15 protein-coding genes are annotated in these 15,635 nt (G+C 61.8%); 11 read left to right on the top strand and 4 right to left on the bottom strand.

Annotated features, from left to right (window positions below; translation table 11 throughout):
- The 6 genes from K0M74_RS01780 to K0M74_RS01755 all read left to right on the top strand — a co-directional run.
- Positions 1-938 (top strand): TonB-dependent receptor (locus K0M74_RS01780; protein WP_293967282.1); only part of this gene is annotated, 938 nt, incomplete at its 5' end.
- A complete protein-coding gene (locus K0M74_RS01775; RefSeq protein ID WP_293967280.1) occupies positions 938-2,401 on the top strand; it encodes a metallophosphoesterase family protein in 1,464 nt (487 codons plus the stop codon). The genes K0M74_RS01780 and K0M74_RS01775, both read left to right, overlap by 1 nt.
- Before the next feature lie 16 nt (positions 2,402-2,417).
- Positions 2,418-3,434, top strand: coding sequence for a phytase (locus tag K0M74_RS01770; protein ID WP_366932623.1), 1,017 nt, complete (start codon positions 2,418-2,420; stop codon positions 3,432-3,434).
- A 252-nt stretch (positions 3,435-3,686) separates the two neighbouring features.
- On the top strand, positions 3,687-5,279 hold the full coding sequence (purH, locus tag K0M74_RS01765; protein ID WP_293967276.1) for a bifunctional phosphoribosylaminoimidazolecarboxamide formyltransferase/IMP cyclohydrolase: 1,593 nt from the start codon (positions 3,687-3,689) through the stop codon (positions 5,277-5,279).
- A gap of 55 nt (positions 5,280-5,334) precedes the next feature.
- Positions 5,335-5,979 carry a YqaA family protein gene (locus K0M74_RS01760; protein WP_293967294.1) on the top strand — a complete coding sequence of 215 codons (645 nt, stop codon included), beginning with the start codon at positions 5,335-5,337 and terminating at the stop codon, positions 5,977-5,979.
- Positions 5,980-6,054: 75 nt separating this feature from the next.
- Positions 6,055-7,308, top strand: coding sequence for an FAD-binding oxidoreductase (locus tag K0M74_RS01755; RefSeq protein ID WP_293967274.1), 1,254 nt, complete (start codon positions 6,055-6,057; stop codon positions 7,306-7,308).
- A gap of 6 nt (positions 7,309-7,314) precedes the next feature.
- On the opposite strand, the gene K0M74_RS01750 is transcribed toward K0M74_RS01755, so the two are convergent.
- From K0M74_RS01750 to K0M74_RS01740, 3 genes are all read right to left on the bottom strand, one after another.
- Positions 7,315-7,860, bottom strand: coding sequence for a VOC family protein (locus K0M74_RS01750; RefSeq protein WP_293967272.1), 546 nt, complete (start codon positions 7,858-7,860; stop codon positions 7,315-7,317).
- Positions 7,857-8,945, bottom strand: a complete 1,089-nt coding sequence (hppD, locus tag K0M74_RS01745; RefSeq protein ID WP_293967270.1) for a 4-hydroxyphenylpyruvate dioxygenase — start codon at positions 8,943-8,945, stop codon at positions 7,857-7,859. Before hppD ends, K0M74_RS01750 begins: the two co-directional genes overlap by 4 nt.
- A gap of 183 nt (positions 8,946-9,128) precedes the next feature.
- Entirely contained in the window at positions 9,129-11,003 is a 1,875-nt protein-coding gene (locus K0M74_RS01740; protein WP_293967268.1) for an ABC-F family ATP-binding cassette domain-containing protein, read from the bottom strand.
- Between the two features lie 80 nt (positions 11,004-11,083).
- Between K0M74_RS01740 and K0M74_RS01735 the strand changes: the two genes are divergently transcribed.
- The 3 genes from K0M74_RS01735 to K0M74_RS01725 all read left to right on the top strand — a co-directional run bounded on the left by K0M74_RS01735 (position 11,084) and on the right by K0M74_RS01725 (position 13,741).
- The gene (locus K0M74_RS01735) at positions 11,084-11,506 is read left to right on the top strand and encodes a VOC family protein (RefSeq protein WP_293967266.1); all 423 of its coding nucleotides are present in this window, start codon (positions 11,084-11,086) and stop codon (positions 11,504-11,506) included.
- A 406-nt stretch (positions 11,507-11,912) separates the two neighbouring features.
- Positions 11,913-12,686 carry a DUF6088 family protein gene (locus K0M74_RS01730; RefSeq protein ID WP_293967264.1) on the top strand — a complete coding sequence of 258 codons (774 nt, stop codon included), beginning with the start codon at positions 11,913-11,915 and terminating at the stop codon, positions 12,684-12,686.
- Entirely contained in the window at positions 12,683-13,741 is a 1,059-nt protein-coding gene (locus tag K0M74_RS01725) for a nucleotidyl transferase AbiEii/AbiGii toxin family protein (protein WP_293967262.1), read from the top strand. The genes K0M74_RS01730 and K0M74_RS01725 overlap by 4 nt, the downstream gene beginning before the upstream one ends.
- 38 nt (positions 13,742-13,779) lie before the next feature.
- Here the strand turns inward: K0M74_RS01725 and K0M74_RS01720 are convergent, their stop codons facing one another.
- A complete protein-coding gene (locus tag K0M74_RS01720) occupies positions 13,780-14,241 on the bottom strand; it encodes an Lrp/AsnC family transcriptional regulator (RefSeq protein ID WP_293967261.1) in 462 nt (153 codons plus the stop codon).
- 353 nt (positions 14,242-14,594) lie between these two features.
- Here K0M74_RS01720 and K0M74_RS01715 point away from each other — a divergent pair, with 353 nt between their 5' ends.
- Positions 14,595-15,272, top strand: coding sequence for a lytic transglycosylase domain-containing protein (locus K0M74_RS01715; protein ID WP_293967259.1), 678 nt, complete (start codon positions 14,595-14,597; stop codon positions 15,270-15,272).
- A 110-nt stretch (positions 15,273-15,382) separates the two neighbouring features.
- Complete coding sequence (locus tag K0M74_RS01710; RefSeq protein WP_293967257.1) at positions 15,383-15,634, top strand: TrbC/VirB2 family protein; 252 nt, start codon at positions 15,383-15,385, stop codon at positions 15,632-15,634.
- The last annotated feature ends 1 nt before the right edge of the window (position 15,635 follow it).

Genomic DNA, 15,635 nt, shown 5'->3' with positions numbered 1-15,635 from the left:
GGGGGGGGGGGCGGCGCCCCCCCCCCCGCAACGACATTCGCGCCTTTGTCACCCAGACCGACGGCGACGATGTGTTCGTCACCCCCAACCGCGTCACGCGCAGCTACACCGACTGGCTGCCCAGCCTGACGCTGCGTTACGAACCGGCGCAAAATACCGTGCTGCGTCTGGCGGGTTATAAGAGCCTGGTGCGTCCCAAACTGTCCAACCTGGCGCCGCGCGTGCTGGTCAACGAAGATGACGAAGCCGAATTCGGCAACCCCAACCTGCGCCCCTACAGCGCGTGGAACATCGATGCCTCGGCCGAATGGTATTTCGGCAATAATTCGGCGCTGACCGCCGGGGTGTTCTGGAAGTCGATCAAGGATTTCATCGTCACGTTGAACGACCCCGATCCGGGCAGCGTGTTCGGTGTCGATTATGAAGAAGCGACCACCTTCGTGAACGGCGAAACCGCGAAGGTGAAGGGCCTAGAGCTGTCCTTCTCGCACAGGTTTGCGTCGCTGCCGTCACCCTTCGACGGCCTGCTGATCAACGCCAACTATACCTATACCGATGCCAAGGGGACGGTGTTCGACGGCGACAACCTAACCGATCCGCGCCGCATTACGCTGCCCTCGGCATCGAAGCACACGTTCAATGCGGTGCTGGGCTATGAAAAGGGGCCGCTGTCGCTGCGCGCCGCAGGCACGTACCGCGATAAATATCTCGACGAGCTGGGCGGCAGCGCCGAAGAGGATCGCATCGTCGATCAGCATTTCCAGCTCGACCTGTCTGCCAAGGTGCGCGTGACCAAGGGCGTCCGCCTGTTTGCCGAATGGGTCAATGTCACCGACGCGCCCTATTTCGCCTATCAGGACTTCGCTGGTGCCAAGCGCATCCTGCAATATGAAAAATACAGCTGGACGGCGAAGTTCGGCGTCACTGCCAGCTTCTGATGATGATTATCGACTTTCCGGGTCGAGCATCGGCCGCGATGCTGTCGCTGGCGGCTTCCCTGTTGGTAGCGGTACCAGCGGCGGCAGCGCCGCCAACAACGGGGTTCGCCATCGTCACGCAGACGGAGGATGGTCAGCCCATCCCCCGCTCCGCCGGTCTTCCCTACGCGCCCAAAAATCTTCCCGACCGCATCGTCCTGACGCCGGGTGCCGACCCGGCGCGGGACATGGCGGTCGCCTATCGCACCGACACCGCGCAGGCCGAGTCCCAGGCCCAGATCGCGGTGTCGGTCGACGGGCCAACACTGGAAGAAAAGGCGGTATTGATCACCGGCACATCGATGCCGGTGGACAGCAGCTATGGTCCAGCGCTGTACCATCAGGTCCGGTTCACCGGCCTCACCCCCGACACCGTCTATGCCTATCGCCTCAAGGGCGCCGCGGGCTGGAGCGAATGGCATCAATTCCGCACCGCCGCCGCGGAGGCAAAGCCCTTTCGCTTCCTCTATCTGGGCGACATCCAGAACGGGATATTGACCTACGCCAGCCGGGTGATCCGGCAGGCCTTTCACGCCAATGGCGACATCCGCCTTGTGGTCCATGCGGGGGATCTGGTCGGCCAGCGCGATGACCTGGACCATGACGACGAATGGGGCGAATGGAATGAAGCAGGCGGTTATAACTACGCGATCGTCCCGCAGGTGCCGGCGACCGGCAACCATGAATATGCCGACCATATCCTGCCCGATGGAACCGAGAGCCGCCGGCTTGGCCCCTATTGGCCCGCACAGTTCGCGCTGCCCGCCAATGGCGTCGATCCGGTGAAGGCGACGACCTATTATGTTGATTATCAGGGGGTGCGCTTCATTATCCTCGACGGTACCGCGGCGATCGACCTGGGTTCGATGAAACAGCAGACCGACTGGCTCGACGCGACGCTGGCATCGAGCAAGGCGAACTGGAATGTCGTCCTGTTCCATCAGCCGGTCTTCACCTGCGCACGGCCCAATGACACCGCCGAAATCAAGGCGGCGTGGAAGCCGGTGCTCGACAAGCGCAAGGTCGATCTGGTGCTCCAGGGCCATGATCATTGCTACAGCCGCCTGACGTCCGAAGCCGGGCGCGAGGCAGGTGCCAGGGCGCGTGCCGACGGCAGCGTGCAGGGGCCGGTCTATCTGGTGTCGGTAACGGGGTCGAAAATGTACCGGCTCAACGACCGTGCGGGCAGCCAGCCCGACAAGATTGCCGAGGCGACCGAGCTCTACCAGATCGTCGATGTCGAACCGCGACGGCTGAAATTTCGCACCTTTACCGCGACGGGCAGCTTATACGATGGCTTCGCCCTTGAGCGCACCGCTGCGGGCAATCGGTTGAGCGAGATCAGCGAGCCGACGATCGCAGCCCGCACTTGTCAGGACGAGGTCGGCCCCGACGGCGGCCGCTGCGTCGCGACGGGCAAATAGAATAAGGGAAATGGCGATGATCCGGATGTCGAAATGGCTGGGAACCTGCGTCGCCGCCGCGGCGCTCGCCGGGTGCGCCGCGAGCGAACCGATGATCACTGGCCTGCCGCCGGTGCAGGTGGCGGCAAACGGCGAAACTCAGCCGGTCGGCACCAACCGCGCCGACGCCGCCGACGATCCGGCAATTTGGGTCGATCCCGCCAATCCGGGCCGCGCACTGATCGTCGCGACCGACAAGAAAGCCGGGCTGCACGTCTATGACCTGAAAGGCAAGGATCTGGCGTTTCTGAAGAGCGGGCTGGTTAACAATGTCGACATCTTTGGCGATATCGTCGTCGCGAGCGACCGTAACGATGAGCTGAACGCGCATCTGGCCGTCTATCGCCTCGACGGCGCCAAACCCGCGCTCACCGCGCTCGGCCGCGCGGCGGCGGGCAGCGGCGAGGCCTATGGCCTGTGCCTGAAAAAGAACGCCCCGGGGGCGCCGATCACCGCGGCGCTGATCGTCAAGGACGGCACGGTGCGCGTCGGCACGCTGGCGATCGATGGAACTCCTAGCTTCACCGTCCAATGGGAGCATAAGATTGCGACCCAGTCCGAAGGCTGCGTCTTCGACGGCGACACGCTGTATGTTGGCGAAGAAATCGGCGGGCTCTGGGAATTGAAGCAGAACGGCAAGGGCGCCGCGGTGCGGCTGGTCGCGCCGATCGACAACCAGCGGCTTGTCGCCGACCTCGAAGGGCTGGCGACGATCGATCACAAGGGTCAACGGTACCTGATCGCATCGAGCCAGGGTGACAATGCCTACGCCGTGTTCCGGTTGCCGTCGGTCGAATATGTCGGACGCTTTGCGGTGACCGCGGGCGCGTTCGGCGCGACGAGTGAAACCGACGGGATCGAAGCCGTCGCGGGAAATTTCGGTCCGGCCTATCCCGATGGCATGTTTCTGGCGCAGGATGGCGACAACGCGCCCAAGGCGCAGAATTTCAAGCTGGTGCGCTGGGATATGATCGCGGCGGCGCTGGGGCTTTAGTCTTCGGCGATGTAAAAACCGCGTACTTCCGCGACGGCGAGAGCCGTTCTCCGGTCGGCACCGTATTGAACGGGCGGATGTTGGATCAATATCGGGTTGAACATGCCCGCATGTTCAAGGATTGTCTGGGAGACAATCCGCCCCGATGCTCCTTCGCGGGGACACGGCATTTTTATGGCGCAACGCTTGCGATAACTGGCCTACCCGCCTAGGGGGACCGCGTCTTTCCTGTCTTCAAAGGCCGCCCTCCCCATGACCGATCTTGTCCCCGTCCGCCGCGCGCTTTTGTCCGTCAGCGACAAGGCGGGGCTCGCCGATCTCGCGGCCGCGCTTGTCCGCCATGGTGTCGAACTCGTATCGACTGGCGGGACCGCGAAGGCGCTGCGCGATGCGGGACACACGGTGCTCGACGTCGCCGACCTGACCGGCTTTCCCGAGATGATGGACGGGCGCGTCAAGACTTTGCACCCCACCGTCCATGGCGGCATCCTGGCAGTGCGCGACGACGCGGCGCATGTCGCTTCGATGGACGAACATGGTATCGGGGTGATCGACCTGGTCGTGGTCAACCTTTACCCCTTTTTGCAGACGATGCTGTCGGGCGCCGATCGCGATACGATCATCGAAAATATCGACATCGGCGGCCCGGCGATGGTGCGCTCGGCGGCGAAGAACCATGCCTTTGTGAACATTGTCACCGAGCCCGAGGATTATGCGGCGGTGATGGCCGAAATGGACGCGAACGGCGGCGCGACGACATTGGCGCTGCGCAAGCGCCTTGCCGCGACGGCCTTTGCCCACACCGCGACCTATGACGGGATGATCGCAAGCTGGTTCGCCTTTGCCGATCAAGGCAAGCTGTTCCCCGACACGTTGCCGCTGACCGCAAAGCTGGCGAACGAACTGCGCTATGGCGAGAATCCGCACCAGCAAGCAGCACTGTACTTGCCCGCCGGTCCGGCCTCGCGCGGCATCGCGCAGGCCGAACAGGTGCAGGGCAAGGAGCTGAGCTACAACAATATCAACGACGCCGACGCCGCGCTCGAACTCGTCGCCGAATTTCGCGAGGCCGATCCGACCTGCGTCATCGTCAAGCACGCCAATCCGTGCGGCGTCGCCACCGCGGCGACGATCGCCGAGGCCTATGACGCGGCGCTCAAGTGCGACGATGTTTCGGCATTTGGCGGCATCATCGCGGTCAACCGGCCGCTCGATGGCGCCACCGCCGAGGCGATCAGCGGCATCTTTACCGAGGTCGTCTGCGCCCCCGACGCCGACGCCGATGCGCGCGCGGTGTTTGCGAAGAAGAAGAATTTGCGCCTGCTGCTGACCGGCGAACTGCCCGATCCGACGCGGGGCGGACTGATGATGAAGACGATCGCCGGGGGCTGGCTCGCGCAGAGCCGCGACAATGGCCGCATCACGCGCGCCGACCTGAAGATCGTGACCGACCGCGCGCCGACCGAGGAGGAGCTGGCCGACGCGCTATTCGCGTGGACGATCGCCAAGCATGTGAAGTCGAACGCGATCGTTTATGCCAAGGGCGGCTCCACCGCGGGCATCGGCGCGGGGCAGATGAACCGCCGCGACAGCGCACGTATCGCCGCGGTGAAGGCGAGCGAAGCGGCCGAATCGCATGGCTGGGCGCAGCCGCGCACGGTCGGCAGTGCGGTGGCGAGCGACGCTTTCTTCCCCTTCGCCGACGGGCTGCTGGCGGCGGTCGAGGCGGGCGCGACGTGCGTCATCCAGCCGGGCGGATCGATCCGCGACGATGAAGTGATCGCGGCCGCGAACGATGCGGGACTGGCGATGGTGTTCACCGGCATGCGCCACTTCCGTCACTGATCGGCAGCACATGGCCATCCATATCGATCCGACCGCGCGCCCGACGGCAAAAAGCCTGCTCGCGCGCCTGTATAACTGGACGATCGCCAAGGCGGCGCATCGCCATGCGCAGTGGTGGCTATTTGCGATCGCCTTTGTCGAATCGAGCTTTTTCCCGATTCCCCCGCACCCGGTGCTGGGGCTGATGTGCCTCGCCGAACCGAAGCGTGCGGTGCGCTTTGCTGCCATTTGCACCCTTGGGTCGGTGCTCGGCGGGCTGTTCGGCTATGCGATCGGCTATTTCCTGTACGAGAGCATCGGCCTCTGGCTGCTCGGCGCGCTGGGGCTGGTCGAAAAATTCCCGGTCGCGGTATGTTACCTCAACCAATATGACGCCGAGGCGATCATCATTGCCGGAGCGACCCCGATCCCCTTCAAGCTGATGACGCTGACCGCGGGCTTCACCGGCATGGATCTGGCGACCTTCGTCGGCGCGAGCATCATTGGCCGCGGGATGATCTTCATGGCGGTCGGCGTGCTGTTCCGCCTGTTCGGCGCGCCAATCAAGGCGTTTATCGAGAAATATCTCGGGATGGTGACGACCGCCTTTGTCGCGCTGGTCATCGGCGGATTCCTCGTCCTGGGCCTGCTGTCGGGTGACGGCGAAAAGACTGCCGATGCCTGCAGCTCCGCGACGATGGAGAGCATTCAGCGCCGCTAAAGCGAGGCGCCGTGCAACCTGACAGCAGGTGGGGAATTAGGAGCGTGTCGCGTCGGCTGCGGCACGGAGCACCCCATGACGAAGCCCCCCCCGCGCGCGAACCAGGCGTCGCTCACCCACCACCGCGATCTGCGTGGTGGCCAGTCGATCTGGTCGGCGCGGCGGCGCCCGACCGTTCCGACCCAGCCCCTGACCCGTAATATCAGCTGCGATGTCGCCATCATCGGCGCCGGGATCTCGGGGGGGCTCATCGCCGAAACGTTGTCGGAGGCGGGCTTGCAGGTCGTCGTCGTCGATCGCCGCGGCCCGCTCGACGGATCGACCGCGGCCTCGACCGCGATGCTGCAATATGAAATCGACACCCCCCTCTCGCTGCTGTCCGAGCAGATCGGCCGCGACCGCGCCGAGCGCTTGTGGCGACGGTCGCGCCAGTCGGTCGACGCGCTGCGCGAGCGGACCGAACGTCTGGGGCTGAAGGTCGACGCTGCGACGCGCGGGTCGATCTATCTCCACGGCAATGTGCTGGATGCCGAGGGTCTGGCGCGCGAGGCCGATGCACGGCGGCGCGCAGGGTTCGAGATCGAGCTGTTGAAACCCGCGGCGGTGCTCGATCGCTATGGCATCAAGGGGCGGCACGCGATCATCGGATTCGGCAATTATTCGGCCGATCCGCGCCAGCTCGCCGCGGGCTATCTGAATGTCGCGATCGGGCGCGGGGCGCGGGTCTATAGCCCGGTCGATATTTGCGAGGTGGCGCCCGGCGAGAGCGGCGTGACGCTCCAGAGCGTCGACGGCCGCGAAATCAAGGCGCGGTATCTGGTCGTCGCGACGGGCTATGAGATGATGAAGGGGGTGCCGCGCATGGGGAACAGGATCATTTCCAGCTGGTCGATCGCGACCAAGCCGCAGCCGCGCGCGATCTGGCCGACGGCGGCGATGATCTGGGAGGCTGCCGATCCCTATCTGTACATCCGCACCACCCCGGCGGGCGAAGTGATCTGCGGCGGCGAGGATGAGGAGATCAGCGATGCGGACGAGCGCGACGCCAAGATCGCCGCCAAGACCGCGACCCTTTCGCGCAAGCTTGGCGCGCTGCTGCCGATGATCGACGCGACGCCGGTGCATGCGTGGGCGGGCAGCTTTGGCGACAGCAAAACGGGTACGCCGACGATCGGGCGGATCCCGCGCATGCCCAACTGCTATGCCGCGATGGGCTTTGGCGGCAACGGCATCACCTTTTCGATGATGGCGGCGCAGATGCTGCGCGGACTGATCTGCGGCGACGGCGATCCCGACGCCGATCTGGTCAGCTTTTCGCGGAAGTTCTGACCCGGCTTATTCGTTCGCGGCGGTGTGTAGCCAATCGGCGTGACGCGGCGCCTTTTTGGTCTGGCTCCATTCTTCGAGCATCAGCGGCGCGACGCGCTTGAGTTCGGCATATTGCTCAGCGGTGCCGATGTCGCACGCCAGTTCGACGCGGTGGCCGTTGGGGTCGAAGAAATAGATCGATTTGAAGATGCCGTGGTGCGTCGGGCCGAGCACGTCGACGCCTTCGCTTTCCAGATGTGCCTTTGCCGCGACCAGCTCGTCAGTGCTACCGACCTTGAACGCGAGATGCTGGACCCACGCCGGGGTATTCTCGTCGCGCCCCATGACGGGCTGTTTCGGCAGCTCGAAGAACGCCAGGATGTTACCGTTCCCCGCGTCGAGGAAGACGTGCATGTACGGGTCGTACTCGCCAGTCGACGGCACATGATCCTCTGCAAAGGCGGTGGTGTAGGTCATGCCGAGCATGCGCTCGTACCAGTCGACCGTCTGCTTCGCGTCCTTGCAGCGATAGGCGGCATGATGGACGCCGCCGAGCTTGATCGGGCTGGTCATTCGGCGGGTTCCGTGACGCTGAGCGCACCGCGGCGGATCTGGTCCATCTCCATCGATTTGAACAGCGCGGTGAAATTGCCCTCGCCGAACCCTTCATCCTTTTTGCGCTGGATGAATTCGAAGAAGACCGGACCGATCACCGTCTGGCCAAAGATCTGGAGCAGCAGGCGCGGGTCGCCATCTTCGGTCGAGCCGTCGAGCAGGATGCCGCGCGATTGCAGCGCCTCGACCGGCTCGCCATGGCCGGGCAGGCGATCGGCGAGCATTTCGTAATAGGTCGCGGGCGGTGCGGGGGCGAAGGGGTTGCCGAGCGCTTTGAGCTTGTCCCATGCAGCGTAAAGGTCGTCGCAGCTGAACGCGATATGCTGGATCCCCTCGCCATTATAGGCGCGCAGATATTCCTCGATCTGGCCGCCGCCGCCGGCGCCTTCTTCGTTGAGCGGAATACGGATTTTGCCGTCGGGGGCGGTCATCGCCTTCGACGTCAGGCCAGTATATTCGCCCTTGATGTCGAAATAGCGGATCTCGCGGAAGCCAGCGATGCGTTCGTAAAACGCCGCCCAATGCGCCATCCGGCCGCCATAGACATTGTGGGTGAGGTGATCGATCAGCTGCATCCCGGCGCCCACCGGGTGGCGATCGACGCCATCTTCATAGACGAAATCGATGTCGTAGATCGACAGGTCGTCGCCATAACGGTCAATCAGATAGATGATTGAGCCCCCAATGCCGCGGATCGCGGGCAAGCGCAGTTCCATGGGGCCGGGAGTCGTCTCGACCGGCTCGGCGCCGCGTTCGATCGCCTCTGCATAAGCCTTTGCCGCGTCGCGGACGCGCCAGCCCATGCCGCACGCCGACGGGCCATGCTCGGCGGCGAAATAGGCGGCAGGCGATTTGGGTTCGTAGTTGGCGATCAAGTTGATCCCGCCCTGGCGCCACAGCTGGACGTCTTTCGAGCGATGATGCGCGATCTGGGTGAAGCCCATCGCCTCGAAAACCGGTTCGAGAATACCCTTTTCGGGTGCGGAGAATTCGACGAATTCAAAACCGTCGAGGCCCAGCGGATTGTCGAACAGGTCGGCCATGATCAATTCCCATCTAGTTTCAATTGAAACTATTATGATGGATTGGGGTGGGTGAGTCAATGCAGGAGTCCGGTCGCCCCCGCGAAGGTGCGGGCCGTCGTCAACCTTTTCTGGCGTGGCTGCGTGAACTTCTAGCAGCCCCCGCCTTCGCGGGGGCGGCGGATGTTCGTACTCGGATCCTTGCTATGCCGCGGCCTCCTCGAACGCCTCCAGAGCCTCGCCCGCCGCCACCCAACGTGCTTCGGCGGCTTCCTGCGCGGCGACGATCTTGCCGCGGCGTTGCGACAGTTCGCTCATCGTCAGGCCTTTATATTCATTCGCGGCGCCCTGCGGGTCGAACATCGCGCGATCGATCGCCGACAGGATGACCTGATATTTGGCGAGGTCGGCCTCGGCGTCGGACACCTCCTTGCGAACCTTCGCCGCGGCCTCGCGCGCCGCCGCGGCGGCCTTGCGATCCTCTTTCTTGTCGGCTTTCGACACCCGGTCCTTTTGTGGGCCTTTGCCCAGGATCATGTCGACATAATCGTCCATGCTGCCATCATATTCGCGCGCGGTACCGTCATCGACGAGCACCAGCCGGTCGGCGGTGAGTTCGAGCATGTGGCGGTCGTGGCTGACCAGAACCACAGCGCCGTCGAACCCGTTGAGAGCCTGCACCAGTGCCTCACGCGCATCGACGTCGAGGTGGTTGGTCGGTTCGTCGAGGATCAGCAGGTGCGGCGCGTCGCGGGTGATCAGCGCGAGTGCCAGCCGCGCCTTTTCGCCGCCCGACAGCTTCGCAACCTCGGTCATCGCCTTGTTGCCCGAAAAGCCGAAGCGGCCGAGCTGGGCGCGGACCGCGCCCTGCGTCTTGCCCTCCATCACCCGCATCATATGCGCGAGCGGGGTGTCGCTGCCGTCGAGTTCCTCGACCTGATATTGGGTAAAATAGCCGACGCGCATCTTGCCCGATGCCGCCATCGCGCCGGCCATGGGGCTCAGCTGCGCGGCGAGCAGGCGTGCAAGCGTCGTCTTGCCGTTGCCGTTGCGGCCGAGCAGCGCGATGCGGTCGTCGGGATCGATCCGCAGGTTGAGCCGCTGGAGCACCGGCTTGTCGGCATAACCGACGCTCGCCAGATCTAGCGTGATCAGCGGCGGTTTCAGCTCATCGGGGCTCGGAAAATCGAACGCGAGCGTCTGATCCTCGGCGAGCGCCGCGATCGGCTGCATCCGCGCAAGCATCTTGGCGCGCGACTGCGCCTGCTTCGCCGTCGAGGCGCGCGCGCTGTTGCGCGCGACATAGTCCTGGAGCTTGGCGCGCTGGGCGTCCTGCGACGCCTTGGCCGCCGCAAGCTGCGCCGCGCGTTCGGCGCGCTGGCGCTCGAACGCGTCATAGCCGCCCGCGTAGAGCATCACCTTGCCGCCCTCGAGGTGGAGGATGTTGTCGACCACATTGTTGAGCAGATCGCGCTCGTGGCTGATCACCACCAGCTGTCCGGGATAGGCGCGGAGGAAATATTCGAGCCACAGGCTCGCTTGGAGGGGAATGTGGTTCGAGGCTTCGTCGAGCAGCAGCAGATCGGGCTCGGAGAAGAGAAGCGCCGCGAGCGCGACGCGCATCTTCCACCCGCCCGAGAAGCTGTCGAGCGGCTGGGCCTGCATATCCTCGTCGAAGCCGAGCCCGATCAGGATGCGCGCGGCGCGCGCGGGCGCGGTGTAGGCGTCGATCGCGATCAAGCGTTCGTGGATGTCGCCGAGCTTGTCGGGATCCTGCTCGGTTTCGGACGCCGCGAGCAGTTCGGCCCGCTCGGTATCGGCGGCGAGTACGGTGTCGAACGGCGTCGCGGTGCCGCTCGGCGCTTCCTGCGCGATATAGCCGACGCGCGTCTTGCGGGGCATATCGATGCTACCTTCGTCGGCCTCAAGCTGGCCGATCATCACTTTCATCAGCGTCGATTTTCCGGCGCCATTGCGCCCGATCAGCCCGACGCGGCTTTTGGCCGGCAGGCTCGCGGTGGCGCGTTCGAGGATGGCGCGCCCGCCAAGGCGTACAGTGATTCCGTTGATCGTCAGCATGGTCGCGCGCCTAGCATGTTGCGGCGCACAACCCAAGTCCCGGACTGGTATTCCGCGCGCGCCTGCGGCAAACAGTCGTCATGACCGACCTTGCCCCTTTTCACATCGCCTTTCCCGTCGACGACCTGGACGCCGCGCGCCATTTCTATGGTAGCGTGCTCGGCTGCCCCGAGGGGCGCAGCGATGCCGACTGGATCGATTTCAACCTCTATGGCCATCAGATCGTCGCGCACCGCGTCGATCGTCACGAGGCGGTGGCGGGGCATAATCCGGTCGATGGCCATGCGGTGCCGGTGCCGCATTTCGGCGTCGTCCTGCCCCCTTCCGAGTGGCAGGCGCTCGCCGACCGGCTGGTGGCGCACGGCGTCGCGTTCGTGATCGAACCGCAGACGCGCTTTGCCGGGCAGCCGGGCGAACAATCGACGATGTTCTTTCTCGACCCCGCGGGCAATGCGCTCGAGTTCAAGGCGTTCGTGGATATGGGGCAATTGTTCGCCAGATGAATACAGCTTGGCATCGTCCCTCTGATTGTACGCACCTTATCCGAAACGCGGACGGACATTCCGTCGATCGACTTACACGCAAAGCCCGTAACAAACAAAAAGCCCGCCATCCCATAGGGAAGGCGGGCTTTTGTTGGTTGCGGGAGTAGGATTTGAACCTACGACCTTCAGGTTATGAGACGGAACGCTGTATATATAAACACTTGATTTTGCATAATAATTTGTTACTTTTTTGTGCTATGTGTTAAATACTGTGTTGGCGTTTTGGCTATTTCGCTCTAAATCGCATTTTTTTGTGTTAGCTGGCTAGCACACATCGAGGTCAAGGCCAGAAAACACCTGATAATCGAGAGTTTCAGCATTAGCGACTGGACGCGATGGAATTGGATAACGAAGGCCGCTCGATATGACGGTCCGCTTTTTCATCGTTCGGGACTTGCGATTTTGTCAGAATTATGTATACACGTTCCTGACAAAAGGAAACGACATGCGCGGGCCAGGAATCGACCTGAAGGATAGTATAACAGTCCGAATGGCGACATGCTCGCCTTTTGGTGTGTGGGTGCCCGCCGACTTCGCCGATCTTGGACCGCGCGATGCGGTGGATCAAGTGCTTCACAGATTGGTGCGCGCGGGCAGGATACGCAGGATTACACGCGGCCTCTATGACAAGCCCAACCTCAACGCGCTGACCGGCAAATCAACTCATCCTGATCCTCGGTCGGTCATTGATGCACTGGCTCGCCGCGATTCTGCGAGAATGATTGTCGATGGCATTACGGCCGCCAATGACATTGGTTTGTCCGACGCGGTTCCGGCGCACATCGTTGTCCATACCGATGCGCGGCTCAAATCACTCGCGCTGGGCAACCTGACCATCCATTTCAAAAAGACCGCACCAAGCAAATTGTTCTGGGCAGGCCGGCCAGCGATGCGCATCGTGCAGGCGCTACACTGGCTTCGTGATACGCTCGACAGCGACGCACCCCGTGTCAGAAAACGGCTACAATCGATTTTCGCTGATCCGGTGCATGGTTCTGCCATAACCGCTGACTTGCGAGATGGACTGTCCACCTTGCCGATATGGATGCAATTCTTCCTGCGCGATCTAATTGCAGCGCCCGACGGTCTCCCCAATATGGATGCGGCCATATCAGCACCTCGAAGTGCTATCCGATGAGCGCGGGTTTCGATGGATTCCTCGCGGCATCTTCCAATGACAGACGCGATGCGTTCGTAGGCGCTAGCCAAAGGCTAGGAACCGCTGCGCAGAATATCGAGAAAGATTTCTGGGTCTGCTGGACACTCGACGCCCTCTTCAACCACCTTCCAACAGGCGGCCCGCGCCTACTGTTCAAAGGCGGCACCTCGCTTTCTAAAGCCTTTGGCCTAATTTCACGCTTCTCCGAGGACATAGATATTACCGTGTTCCGTGAGGATATTGGCGAAACGGCAAGCGTGGAAGCCTTGGAGGCATTGAGCGGCAAGAAGCGACAAGCCAAGCTTGATGCAATCAAGGATGCCTGTCAGACCTATATCGGCGGAGCGTTCATGGAACAGCTCGCCACTTATTTCCGGGACACCCTAGAACGCACACAAATCGACCAGCCGCCAAAGGTGGAACTCGATCTCGACGATGCAAGTCGGCAAAGTCTATTGCTTTGGTATCCGAGCGTACTTGCGAAAACCGATGGGTATATTCGTCCGGCGATCAAGATTGAGTCCGGGGCAAAGTCAGCGCTCGACCCGAACAGCAGCCAAGCCATTCGCCCTTATGTCGCGGATGATGTGTCTGCGCTTGACCTAACCGTTCCCAATATCGTGACTGTGGATGCCGAACGGACATTCTGGGATAAAATCATCATCCTACACGGCCTGCGGAATTGGTTCGACCGGCGCGGCGCATTGCGCGGTGGCGGTCAGCGGGTTTCCCGCCATTATTATGACGTGTATCAGTTACTGAAATCAGGCACAGGGAAGGTCGCGCTGGCCAATCCCGAACTCGGACGCGATTGCGTCCGCCATGCCCGGATGTTTTTCAACAGCCCCGACCTTGGCTTGAGTACGGCCGACCCCGGCACGTTTGCTCTGACGCCTACGGAACCCATGATCGCTGATTTGCGTCGCGACTATACGGCGATGTCCGGCATGATATTCGGGGAGGTTCCATCCTTTGATGCAGTATTGGAAAGCATCAAGGAAGTTGAAATACAACTCAACGAGGGGAGTGATTGATCGCCTAGATTCAATACCCAAAGCCGAAACACAATGCCTTATAACTTGGGAAGGCGTCGAGCGACAATGTTGGATAGGATGATGGCCGTGTCAACGGACGCATATGGCTCGAAGCGAGCAGCTACCGCGTGAAGTTCCTCTGCGTTCCTGACCACGACCTTCACCTGAAAGCAATCTTTGCCAGTGACTTGGTCTGCTTCAACGATTTCGGGCGTGTCTCGTAGCAACTGCACCACCTTTTTCACTTCGCCGGGCATAGCATGAATACGCACATTTGCTGCAACGTTGAAGCCGAACGCCTTGGGATCGACCAAAGCTGTGTATCCTCTGATCGCTCCCGCATCTTTAAGCTTGTCAATGCGAGCTTTGATGCTGGGGCTCGACATACCAATCAAGTCCGCAACCTGCTTGATGGTCCTGCGGCCATCTTCGCAAAATGCGGCGATTATTGATCGATCGATATGATCAAGGCGCCGATTCAAATAACCGCTTCGGTTCATGGTCTACCCCTAGCTGGGTGACGCCAGCGGGGCCTTGTGATTGCGAAGGCAAATGTTCGATTTTGCCTTATTTGTGTGAACTCTCCGCAAAAATCTGTTGATCGCGAACCCACCCAGCAATGCGACGAGCATAGTCCGCAGGGTCAAGATTGAAGGTCAAAGGTCATTTCCGGTTTCGGTTAGAGAGTCGGAAAGCCCGAAACGCCTTCTTGAAACCATAGCTGACTGGCTGCTCCCACAGCTATCGTTAGTTCAATAGTCAAATGGAGCATTCTTGAACGAAATCAGCAAGTCGGGAGCAGTGCAATGATCTTCCAAGTGCAACCAAGATCAAATACGGGACAAGGGCTATAATGGCCTATTCTGCGACTGCCTTGCTCGCCTTGGCGTCGCAATGCGCTCCAAGTGTCGCACCCGAGACGGTGCTAGCCATTATCCAAACCGAAAGCAGCGGCGAGCAATTTGCCCTCAATGTCAATGGCGGGCGACAGCCCGCACGTCAAAGGAACGCCGTCGATGCTGCCACGACGGCCCGGCGATATGTCGCGGCAGGATATTCAGTCGATCTGGGGCTTGGCCAAATAAATTCGCGCAACATGCGCTGGCTTGGCCTGACCTGGGAAACTGTGTTCGACCCCTGCACCAATGTCGCAGCCTTGGCCCGCGTCCTCACCACGAATTACAATTCGGTGAAAGCCGGGCGTGATCCGCAAACCGCCCTTCGGGTCGCACTCTCGATGTATAACACAGGAAGCCAGACGCGCGGATTTCGGAACGGCTATGTTGCCAAGGTCGTTGGTAACGCGGGCATCGCTGACGCGGGCGTGATATATGCCATGAACCTTCCAGCCGTTGCATTTTCTGCGCCGGAAAGTGGCGACTTACGCGAACGCCTGACCTCTGAAAACGAGGCACCCCCGAAACCGATATTGCAAGCCCGCCCCGCGCCGCCAAAATGGAATGTCTTCGAGCGCGCCGCTTACGAACGGGACACGCAAATCCTCGCTGATAACGAAAGGGGCAGCATATGAACGTCATCCTAAAGGTTGGGCGCGGTGTCGGAGCGTGGCGCGCAAACATTGCTGCCAGATTCAACGCCATGCCTAAATCACGGCAAAGCGCCATTTTATGGGGCGCAGCATTGACTGCGGCGACCATGATTTCGTTGGCAATCCCCGATCCTGCCTACGCGCAAAATCTGGAGAGCTTTGCGAGTAAGGTGCGCGGTCTGCTCTCTTCGACGCTGCTCCGCACGCTCGCGGTGATCGCGGTGATCGTGACGGGCTTGCTCTGGTTCACCGGGCGCGCATCAACCGCCGTATTGGTCACGGTGATTATCGGGATCGCCATTGTCTTCTCTGCTGATTCCATCGTCGGCATCATCGCGGGATAAT

The sequence above is a fragment of the Sphingopyxis sp. genome (genome assembly GCF_019459305.1).
GTDB lineage: Bacteria > Pseudomonadota > Alphaproteobacteria > Sphingomonadales > Sphingomonadaceae > Sphingopyxis.
This window is presented reverse-complemented; position numbering and strand designations above follow the sequence as displayed.

Coding starts and splice junctions, on each gene's coding strand:
- K0M74_RS01775 (WP_293967280.1), top strand. CDS start 938: ATGATGATTATCGACTTTCCGGGTCGAGCATCGGCCGCGATGCTGTCG.
- K0M74_RS01770 (WP_366932623.1), top strand. CDS start 2,418: ATGATCCGGATGTCGAAATGGCTGGGAACCTGCGTCGCCGCCGCGGCG.
- purH (WP_293967276.1), top strand. CDS start 3,687: ATGACCGATCTTGTCCCCGTCCGCCGCGCGCTTTTGTCCGTCAGCGAC.
- K0M74_RS01755 (WP_293967274.1), top strand. CDS start 6,055: ATGACGAAGCCCCCCCCGCGCGCGAACCAGGCGTCGCTCACCCACCAC.
- K0M74_RS01750 (WP_293967272.1), bottom strand. CDS start 7,860: ATGACCAGCCCGATCAAGCTCGGCGGCGTCCATCATGCCGCCTATCGC.
- hppD (WP_293967270.1), bottom strand. CDS start 8,945: ATGGCCGACCTGTTCGACAATCCGCTGGGCCTCGACGGTTTTGAATTC.
- K0M74_RS01740 (WP_293967268.1), bottom strand. CDS start 11,003: ATGCTGACGATCAACGGAATCACTGTACGCCTTGGCGGGCGCGCCATC.
- K0M74_RS01735 (WP_293967266.1), top strand. CDS start 11,084: ATGACCGACCTTGCCCCTTTTCACATCGCCTTTCCCGTCGACGACCTG.
- K0M74_RS01730 (WP_293967264.1), top strand. CDS start 11,913: ATGACGGTCCGCTTTTTCATCGTTCGGGACTTGCGATTTTGTCAGAAT.
- K0M74_RS01725 (WP_293967262.1), top strand. CDS start 12,683: ATGAGCGCGGGTTTCGATGGATTCCTCGCGGCATCTTCCAATGACAGA.
- K0M74_RS01720 (WP_293967261.1), bottom strand. CDS start 14,241: ATGAACCGAAGCGGTTATTTGAATCGGCGCCTTGATCATATCGATCGA.
- K0M74_RS01715 (WP_293967259.1), top strand. CDS start 14,595: ATGGCCTATTCTGCGACTGCCTTGCTCGCCTTGGCGTCGCAATGCGCT.